This is a genomic window from Mycobacterium sp. UM_Kg27 (assembly GCF_000972905.1).
In the GTDB taxonomy this organism is placed as follows: Bacteria; Actinomycetota; Actinomycetes; order Mycobacteriales; family Mycobacteriaceae; genus Mycobacterium.
The window spans coordinates 1-8071 of record NZ_JRMM01000169.1; the positions used below are offsets into that span (position 1 = coordinate 1).

Consider the following 8071-nt stretch of genomic DNA (forward strand, 5'->3'; position numbering starts at 1 on the left):
GCCACCACCGAACCGCCGGGTTTACTCGGCGCTCCCAGCTTCGACTCTCCTCCGTCGAGCCTCGCTGAACCGCCGGCCTCGCCCTCTACCTCGGCGACTACCGAGGTAGAAGCGAAATCGCGGCACCACAGCAGGTAGGCGTACGGCGAGTTGACGTCGAGAGCGGCGCTGTCGACCGCCATCTGCCATAGGGCCTGGCCGTCCGCCACAGTTGGTGTCCGAAGCCGGACATGATCCGTATCCGTCATCGTTTCGACGGTACTTGCCGGCAGGTTCAGGGCTGCGCTGGCGTGTCCGGCGGCGGCCCGGGCGGCACTCCTAGGGTCCGCAGTGCTTCGAGCGCCGAGCGGCCATCGGGCTCGGCGCTCACCGGTACCAGACGCAGGGCGGCCAGGGGGAACAGTCCGCACAGCGCGAAGGCCACGGGGTAGCCGGCGGCGCCGATCAGCGCACCGAAGAGCGGGGGAGCGATGCCCGCGGTCAGCCGTTGGGTGGTGTTCTGGATGCCCAGCGCGCGACCACTCCAGTACGGACCGGCGATCTCGGCGACAGCTGTCGAGGCCAATCCGTTGTCCAGCACGGTGATAACCGCCGCGATAACCATCGTCGCCTCGGCGAGACGCGAGTGCAGGTGATCGGCGGTCCCCAGCGCCAGCATCGCCAGCGCGCCGGCGACGGCGAGGCTGCGAATCGGCCGCAGCCGCGAGCGCACGCGATCGGACCACCGGCCGGCCGCCACCCGCCCGGCGGCGCCGAGCAACTGCGACACCGTCACCAGACCGCCCGCGGCGGCGATCGACCAGTCGGTGTCCACGATCAGCCACACCAGCATGAATGTGGCGAGAACACACTGCGGAACCATTAACAGAGCCGAAGACAAGTGGATGCGCCACAGCACCTTTGACCCGTTGTAGGGGCTGGCCAGTTCGGTGCCGGAGGCCGCCGACCGTGGCCGGCGCGGTGGATCGATGACACCGATCGCACACGCCACCGCCGCAACGGCACACAGTGTTGCCGGAAACATCAGCGCCCGCGGCAGCCCGTGCTCGGCCAGCTCGGGAATCACCTCGGCTCCCAACGCGATGCCCAACGGTTGCGCGGTCTGGCGGATACCCATCACCAGTCCGCGCTGGTGAGGCGGAAACCAGCCCGTCACCAACCGTCCGCTGGCAGTGTTGGCACTGGCGGCGGCCATACCTCCGAGAAAGAGGAAAGCCCCGACGCCGACCAGCGACTGCATCGATGCCGCCGCGAACGTGGCCAGCGCGGTCAACGCGGAACCAACACTCAACACGATCCGCTCGCCGATGCGGTCCAGCAGCGCTCCCCAGGCGAACAGGGTTAGCACCATGCCGAAGCTGGGCATCGAGGCCAGCAGGCCAGCCATTGCCAGGTTGGTTTCCCTTTTGGTCTCCAGCATCGGGATGACAAAGGCGATGCCGTTGATGAAGACGAAGGAACACAGCGTGGCCATCAGAGCGACGACCACGACCGACCAGCGAGCGGCTTTCCCGATCGGCTCGGCGGACATCCGACCATGCTTCCACAGGCCCACCACCAGGGACGCGAGCTGAGCCAATTGATGACGGATGCGTCTGGTCGCGCGACCCACTGCGCCCGGCTCCGCCGCGCTGGTGATCGGCTTGTGCTGGTTGATGGCGACCCACTGCGCCCGGCTCCGCCGCGCTTGTGATCGCCATTAGGCTTGTGCGAATGCGACTAGGCCGAATTGCCAGCCCGGACGGTGTCGCCTTCGTCAGTATTGAAGGGGACCCGGACCGGCCACACGAGATGACCGCCCGCGAGATCGCCGAGCACCCGTTCGGCACACCGGAGTTCACGGGCCGGTCCTGGCCGCTGGCTGACGTGCGCCTGCTGGCACCGATCCTGGCGAGCAAGGTGGTCTGCATCGGGAAGAACTACGCGGCCCATATCGCCGAGATGGGCGGCGCCGCACCGGCCAACCCGACGATGTTCCTCAAGCCGAACACCGCCATCATCGGGCCCAATGTGCCGATCCAGCTGCCCGCCAATGCGTCCCCCGTGCACTTCGAAGGCGAGCTGGCCGTGGTTATCTCGCGTCCGTGCAAAGACGTTCCGGCCGCGCGGGCCAAGGACAACATCTTGGGCTACACCATCGGCAACGACGTGTCGGCCCGTGACCAGCAGCAGTCCGACGGGCAGTGGACCCGGGCTAAAGGCCATGACACCTTCTGCCCGATCGGACCCTGGATAGTCACCGACGTTGACCCAGCTGACCTGGCGATTCGCACCGAGGTCAATGGGGTGGTGAAGCAGGACAGCAGGACTTCGCTGATGATGCACGACATCGGCGCCATCGTGGAGTGGATCTCTGCGGTGATGACGCTGCTGCCCGGCGACATCCTTCTGACCGGCACCCCTGACGGTGTCGGCCCCATCGAGCACGGTGACACCGTGTCTGTCTCCATCGAAGGCATTGGCGCCCTGTCCAATCCGGTTATCCGCAAAGGAAACTCGTGACCACATCTGGTGTTCGTGTTCGGTTCTGTCCGTCACCGACCGGCACGCCGCACGTCGGGTTGATCCGCACCGCCCTGTTCAACTGGGCTTACGCCCGCCACACAGGCGGAACCATGGTCTTCCGGGTGGAGGACACCGACGCCGAACGCGACAGTGAGGAAAGCTACTTGGCGCTGCTGGACGCGCTGCGCTGGCTGCATCTGGACTGGGATGAGGGACCCGAGGTAGGCGGCCCCTACGGTCCGTACCGGCAGTCGCAGCGCGCCGACATCCACCGTGATGTGGTGGTGCAGCTGCTGGCGGCCGGCGAGGCTTACGAAGCGTTCTCGACCCCCGAGGAGGTCGAGGCTCGTCACCTTGCCGCTGGCCGGAACCCCAAACTGGGCTACGACAACTTCGACCGGGAGCTGACTGCGGAGCAGCGGGCCGCTTTCCTGGCCGAGGGCCGCAAGCCGGTAGTTCGGCTGCGGATGCCCGACACCGAGCTCAGCTGGGCGGACCTGGTGCGCGGGCAGACCACCTTCCCGGCGGGCACCGTTCCCGATTTCGCGCTGACCCGCGCCAACGGGGACCCGTTGTACACGTTGGTCAACCCGGTTGACGACGCGATGATGAAGATCACCCACGTGCTGCGCGGCGAGGACCTGTTGCCGTCCACGCCACGCCAGATCGCGCTGTATCAGGCGCTGATTCGCATCGGCGTGGCTGATCGCATCCCAGAGTTCGGCCACCTGCCAACCGTTTTGGGTGAGGGCACCAAGAAGCTGTCCAAGCGTGACCCGCAGTCGAACCTCTTCGCGCACCGCGACCGAGGATTCATCCCCGAGGGGCTGCTGAATTATCTGGCACTGCTGGGCTGGTCTATCGCCGACGACCGCGACGTATTCAGTCTCGACGAGATGGTCGCGGCGTTCGATGTGGTCAACGTCAACTCCAACCCGGCCCGGTTCGACCAGAAAAAGGCTGACGCACTCAACGCCGAGCACATCCGGCTGCTCGACGCCGAAGACTTCACCGCACGGTTGCGCAGTTTCCTCGACTCCCACGGACATGACACCGGCCTGGACGACACCGGCTTCGCGCTGGCCGCGGCGCTGGTGCAGACCCGCATCGTGGTGCTCGGCGACGCCTGGCCGCTGCTGAAGTTCTTCAACGACTCCCACTACGAGCTGGACCCGCGGGCCGCCGCCAAGGAGCTGGGCCCGGACGCGGCGCCGGTGTTGGATGCGGCTATCGCCGCGCTGGAGGGCGTGGGCGAGTGGAGCACCGCCAACATCGAGGCCGCGCTGAAGGCCGCGCTGCTGGACGATCTGGGACTCAAACCCCGCAAGGCGTTCGGCCCGATCCGGGTCGGAGTCTCCGGCGGATTGGTCAGCCCACCACTGTTCGAGTCGCTGGAACTGTTGGGCTCTAACCGCAGCTTGGACCGGCTGCGGAGCGCCCGGGACGGCGTTGGGGAAGCGCGATGACAACTTCGCGCTAGAAGTTTGGTAGTCTGCTCGTCGGCCCAAGAACGGCTGGCCAGTAGTGCCCCACCGGCACTCTGACCAGCGGTAATGGCCGGCCAATGGGGTATGGTGTAATTGGCAACACAGCTGATTCTGGTTCAGCCATTCTAGGTTCGAGTCCTGGTACCCCAGCAAAAGCGGTCCGCTGCAAGCGATTAGGCGGGCCGCAGGGGTTGAGCTATGCTGGCAACCCGGAAATGTTCTAGCCCCCGTCGTCTAGCGGCCTAGGACGCCGCCCTCTCACGGCGGTAGCGTGGGTTCGAATCCCATCGGGGGTACATCGCAAAAGGCCCGCACCATAAGGTGCGGGCCTTTTGCGTTCGACCGACGGCTGCGTGGGCTCAGTCACCCTTCGGAGCGGTGGAACCGGCCAGCGGCATGGCCGGCAAGCCGAGCTTGCGGTGGTCCCAGGAGCGGGTGCGCCGTGTGACGATGCGCACAGCCACCCGGTTGTTCATCATCGCGTCGACGCCGGGCCTCATCTCGTCGGTGTAGGGGCCGGTGTAGCGCTCCCAGACGCTGACGCCCACCCGGAAGATGGTGTCTGGGTCGTCGACGATCTCCGCGACGCCCTCGAAAGCCGCCCCGCGCAGCGTGTCGTACGTCTGGCCGGCTTCCAGAAGGAAGGTGACCCGCGGATCGCGGCGCAGGTTGACCGCCTTCTGGGACTTGGCCTTGGTCTCGAGCCAGATCTCGCCGTCGAGCACCGCGTACCACATCGCGGTCAGGTGCGGCTGGCCGTCGGGCCCGATGGTGGCCAAAGTTCCGGTGCGGTGGGTGTCGACGAAGTCGGCGACCTCGGCCTCGGTCATGACGATCTGTGCGCGCTGTTTGGTTCCCATCTCTGCAGTCTGTCAGGCGGGCCAGATCACCCGGCGAGCAGACGCAAAGTCCCCATTGTCGTCCACGAAATGGGGGCTTTTGTGTCTGCTCGCGGTCACAGTCGGGCCGTCAGGTCGCTGGCCGCCGCGAGCAGGTCGGCGGCCCAGCGCGCCCCCGGGCGTCGACCCATCCGGTCAATCGGGCCCGACACCGAGATCGCTGCTACCACGGTGCCGCGGCGATCGCGCACCGGCGCTGACACGCTGGCTACGCCGGGTTCGCGCTCGGCGACGCTTTGCGCCCAGCCCCGGCGGCGCATCTCTGTAAGGGTGCGGCTGGTGAATTTGGCCTCCGGCAGCACTTCCTGTTGCACGGCTGCGTCGGCGTAGGCCAGCAAGACTTTGGCGCCCGAGCCGGCGGTCATCGGCAGCCGGGCGCCGACCGGGACGGTGTCTCGCAGCCCCGCAGTCGGTTCCAGCGCCGCAACGCAGACCCGTTCGGAGCCTTCACGGCGATACAGCTGCACGCTCTCCCCGGTGATCTCTCGCAGCCGCGGCAGCACGGTCGCGCCGGCCACCCGAAGCGGATCGTCGGCGCCGACCGCCAGTTCGCTGACCGCCGGCCCGATCTGCCAGCGGCCCTCATCGTCACGCCCGAGCAGCCGGTGGGTCTCCAAACCGGCGGCCAGCCGGTGCGCGGTGGCGCGGGGCAGGCCGGTGCGGTCGCACAGTTCAGCTAGCCCGCAGGGCGATTCGGCGATTGAGTGGAGCACCGCCACTGCTTTGTCCAGAACGCCGATACCGCTATGCTGTCCCATATACAGATACTAGCGTCTCAAAATATGGGACGGCATAGCTTGAGGGATGGCAGTGATGTTCAAGACCGAGCAGCCTCGCACCCTGGCCGAGAAGGTCTGGGCAGACCACGTCGTGGTTTCCGGCGGGGGGACCGAACCCGACCTCATCTACATCGACCTGCACTTGGTACATGAAGTCACCAGCCCGCAGGCCTTCGAGGGGCTGCGGCTGGCCGGTCGTCCGGTACGGCGCCCGGATCTGACCATCGCCACCGAGGACCACAACGTGCCGACGGTCGACATCGACAAGCCGATCGCCGACCCCGTGTCGCGTACGCAGGTCGAGACACTGCGGCACAACTGCGCCGAGTTCGGTATCCGGTTGCACCCGATGGGCGATATCGATCAGGGGATCGTGCACATCATCGGGCCCCAGCTGGGGCTCACCCAGCCCGGCACGACGGTGGTCTGCGGCGACAGCCACACCTCCACCCACGGCGCGTTCGGTGCGCTGGCGATGGGTATCGGCACCTCCGAGGTCGAGCACGTGCTGGCCACCCAGACGTTGCCGCTGAAGCCGTTCAAGACAATGGCGGTCAATGTCGACGGGAAGCTCGCCGACGGCGTTACGGCCAAGGACATCATCTTGGCGGTGATCGCCCAGATCGGCACCGGTGGCGGCCAGGGCTACGTCATCGAATACCGGGGCAGTGCCATTGAGGCGCTGTCCATGGAGGCGCGGATGACGATCTGCAACATGAGCATTGAGGCCGGCGCCCGGGCCGGCATGGTTGCCCCTGATGAGACCACCTACGAGTACCTCCGCGGACGGCCGCACGCGCCGACCGGTGCGGACTGGGACGCCGCCGTGGCGTATTGGAGCAGCCTGCGCACCGACCCGGGTGCAACGTTCGACACCGAGGTCCACCTGGACGCGGATGCGCTGACGCCGTTCGTGACCTGGGGCACCAACCCCGGCCAAGGCGTCCCGCTGGGCGCCGACGTGCCCGACCCCGAGGCCATCCCCGACGAGGCCGAGCGGCGAGCCGCAGAGAAGGCGTTGGCGTACATGGACCTTCGACCCGGCACCCCGATGCGCGATATCTCGGTCGACACGGTGTTCGTCGGGTCGTGCACCAACGGTCGTATCGAGGACCTGCGGGCGGTGGCGGATGTTCTGCGCGGACGTCAGGTCGCCGACGGCGTACGGATGCTCGTGGTGCCGGGTTCGATGCGCGTACGCAAACAAGCCGAAGCCGAAGGCCTCTCGGAGATTTTCACCGCCGCCGGCGCCGAATGGCGCCAGCCCGGCTGCTCAATGTGCCTGGGGATGAACCCCGATCAGCTGGAGCCGGGGCAGCGATCCGCGTCGACGTCCAACCGCAACTTCGAGGGTCGGCAGGGCAAGGGCGGACGCACCCATCTGGTGTCCCCGGTCGTGGCCGCCGCCACCGCCGTCCGTGGGACGCTGTCGGCCCCCCAGGACTTGAACTGACCGCCACGGTACTCAAAGGAGCCTAGTCATGGACGCTTTCCACACCCACACCGGAATCGGAGTCCCGCTGCGGCGGTCCAATGTCGACACCGACCAGATCATTCCCGCGGTCTATCTGAAGCGCATCACCCGGACGGGATTTGAGGACGGCCTGTTCGCCACATGGCGGACCGATCCGTCCTTCGTGCTGAATCTCAGCCCCTTCGACCAAGGTTCGGTACTGGTGGCCGGACCGGACTTCGGCACCGGATCTTCGCGGGAACACGCGGTGTGGGCGCTACTTGACTACGGATTCCGGGTGGTGATCTCTTCCCGATTTGCCGACATCTTCCGCGGCAATGCGGGCAAGGCCGGTCTGCTGGCGGCCCAGGTGGCCCAAGATGATGTGGAACTGCTGTGGAAAGTGATCGAGCAGAGCCCGGGGCTGGAAATCACTGTCAATCTTCAAGATCGGAATATCACCGCCGGAACGGTGGTGGTGGCGTTCACGATTGACGACTACACCGCCTGGCGGTTGTCCGAAGGGCTCGACGATATAGGCCTTACGCTGCGGAAACTCGAAGAGATCGACTCATTCGAGGCGGCCCGTCCGAGCTGGAAGCCGCGCACCCTGCCGGCTTCTTGAGGGCCCGCGCCGGAGCTGAATTCCGGTGGTTTCGACGTTCACGTAAGCGTCCAAGGTAGCTAACCGGATTGCCGAATTCGCCCATAATCTCGTCTGAAATTGCGCGTGGCTCTTGGATATCAGTGGTATCAGGGTTTACCGTGTGCTCTAGTCGGCTCAAGTAGGGCCACTGGTTTCGGAGGGATTGGATGAACAAAGCAGAGCTCATCGAGGTGCTCACAAAGGAATTGGACACCGACCGCCGGTCGGCGACCGAAGCCGTCGAGCATTTCGTCAATGCCATTGTGCGCGCTGTCCACAAGGGTGAGAGCGTCACCATCACC

8 protein-coding genes, 2 tRNA genes and 1 pseudogene are annotated in these 8071 nt (G+C 66.3%); 7 read left to right on the plus strand and 4 right to left on the minus strand.

Translation table 11 applies throughout. The annotated features are described in order from the left end of the window. Positions 1–248, minus strand: a pseudogene (locus tag LI94_RS19185) (hypothetical protein); the annotation flags it as partial. A 26-nt stretch (positions 249–274) separates the two neighbouring features. Continuing rightward, positions 275–1531: an MFS transporter gene (locus LI94_RS19190; RefSeq protein WP_024443288.1), complete on the minus strand. Its 1257-nt coding sequence runs from the start codon at positions 1529–1531 to the stop codon at positions 275–277. Between the two features lie 182 nt (positions 1532–1713). Here LI94_RS19190 and LI94_RS19195 point away from each other — a divergent pair, with 182 nt between their 5' ends. The 4 genes from LI94_RS19195 (at position 1714) to LI94_RS19210 (ending at position 4288) form a co-directional block, all read left to right on the plus strand. Beyond that, positions 1714–2502: a fumarylacetoacetate hydrolase family protein gene (locus LI94_RS19195; protein ID WP_046302191.1), complete on the plus strand. Its 789-nt coding sequence runs from the start codon at positions 1714–1716 to the stop codon at positions 2500–2502. Next, entirely contained in the window at positions 2499–3971 is a 1473-nt protein-coding gene (gene gltX / locus LI94_RS19200; protein ID WP_082105815.1) for a glutamate--tRNA ligase, read from the plus strand. The genes LI94_RS19195 and gltX overlap by 4 nt, the downstream gene beginning before the upstream one ends. A 99-nt stretch (positions 3972–4070) precedes the next feature. After that, positions 4071–4142: transfer RNA gene (locus LI94_RS19205), tRNA-Gln, on the plus strand. 73 nt (positions 4143–4215) lie between these two features. Further along, positions 4216–4288, plus strand: a tRNA-Glu gene (locus LI94_RS19210). Positions 4289–4351: 63 nt separating this feature from the next. Here LI94_RS19210 and LI94_RS19215 read toward each other — a convergent pair. Then, positions 4352–4852, minus strand: coding sequence for a PPOX class F420-dependent oxidoreductase (locus LI94_RS19215; RefSeq protein ID WP_046302193.1), 501 nt, complete (start codon positions 4850–4852; stop codon positions 4352–4354). A 95-nt stretch (positions 4853–4947) separates the two neighbouring features. Further along, positions 4948–5649 (minus strand): IclR family transcriptional regulator, encoded by a 702-nt coding sequence (locus LI94_RS19220; protein ID WP_024443284.1) that lies wholly within the window; start codon positions 5647–5649, stop codon positions 4948–4950. A 52-nt stretch (positions 5650–5701) separates the two neighbouring features. Here LI94_RS19220 and leuC point away from each other — a divergent pair, with 52 nt between their 5' ends. The 3 genes from leuC to LI94_RS19235 form a co-directional block, all read left to right on the plus strand. After that, positions 5702–7123 (plus strand): 3-isopropylmalate dehydratase large subunit, encoded by a 1422-nt coding sequence (gene leuC / locus LI94_RS19225; protein ID WP_152664878.1) that lies wholly within the window; start codon positions 5702–5704, stop codon positions 7121–7123. A 28-nt stretch (positions 7124–7151) separates the two neighbouring features. Next, the gene (gene leuD / locus LI94_RS19230; protein ID WP_046302194.1) at positions 7152–7748 is read left to right on the plus strand and encodes a 3-isopropylmalate dehydratase small subunit; all 597 of its coding nucleotides are present in this window, start codon (positions 7152–7154) and stop codon (positions 7746–7748) included. 188 nt (positions 7749–7936) lie between these two features. Further along, on the plus strand, positions 7937–8071 hold a 135-nt coding region (locus LI94_RS19235), incomplete at its 3' end, for an HU family DNA-binding protein (RefSeq protein WP_046302195.1).

Bases quoted from the DNA above. Each gene is read 5' to 3' on its own strand.
- leuD (WP_046302194.1), top strand. From the start codon at position 7,152: ATGGACGCTTTCCACACCCACACCGGAATCGGAGTCCCGCTGCGGCGG.
- LI94_RS19195 (WP_046302191.1), top strand. From the start codon at position 1,714: ATGCGACTAGGCCGAATTGCCAGCCCGGACGGTGTCGCCTTCGTCAGT.
- LI94_RS19215 (WP_046302193.1), bottom strand. From the start codon at position 4,852: ATGGGAACCAAACAGCGCGCACAGATCGTCATGACCGAGGCCGAGGTC.
- LI94_RS19190 (WP_024443288.1), bottom strand. From the start codon at position 1,531: ATGTCCGCCGAGCCGATCGGGAAAGCCGCTCGCTGGTCGGTCGTGGTC.
- LI94_RS19220 (WP_024443284.1), bottom strand. From the start codon at position 5,649: ATGGGACAGCATAGCGGTATCGGCGTTCTGGACAAAGCAGTGGCGGTG.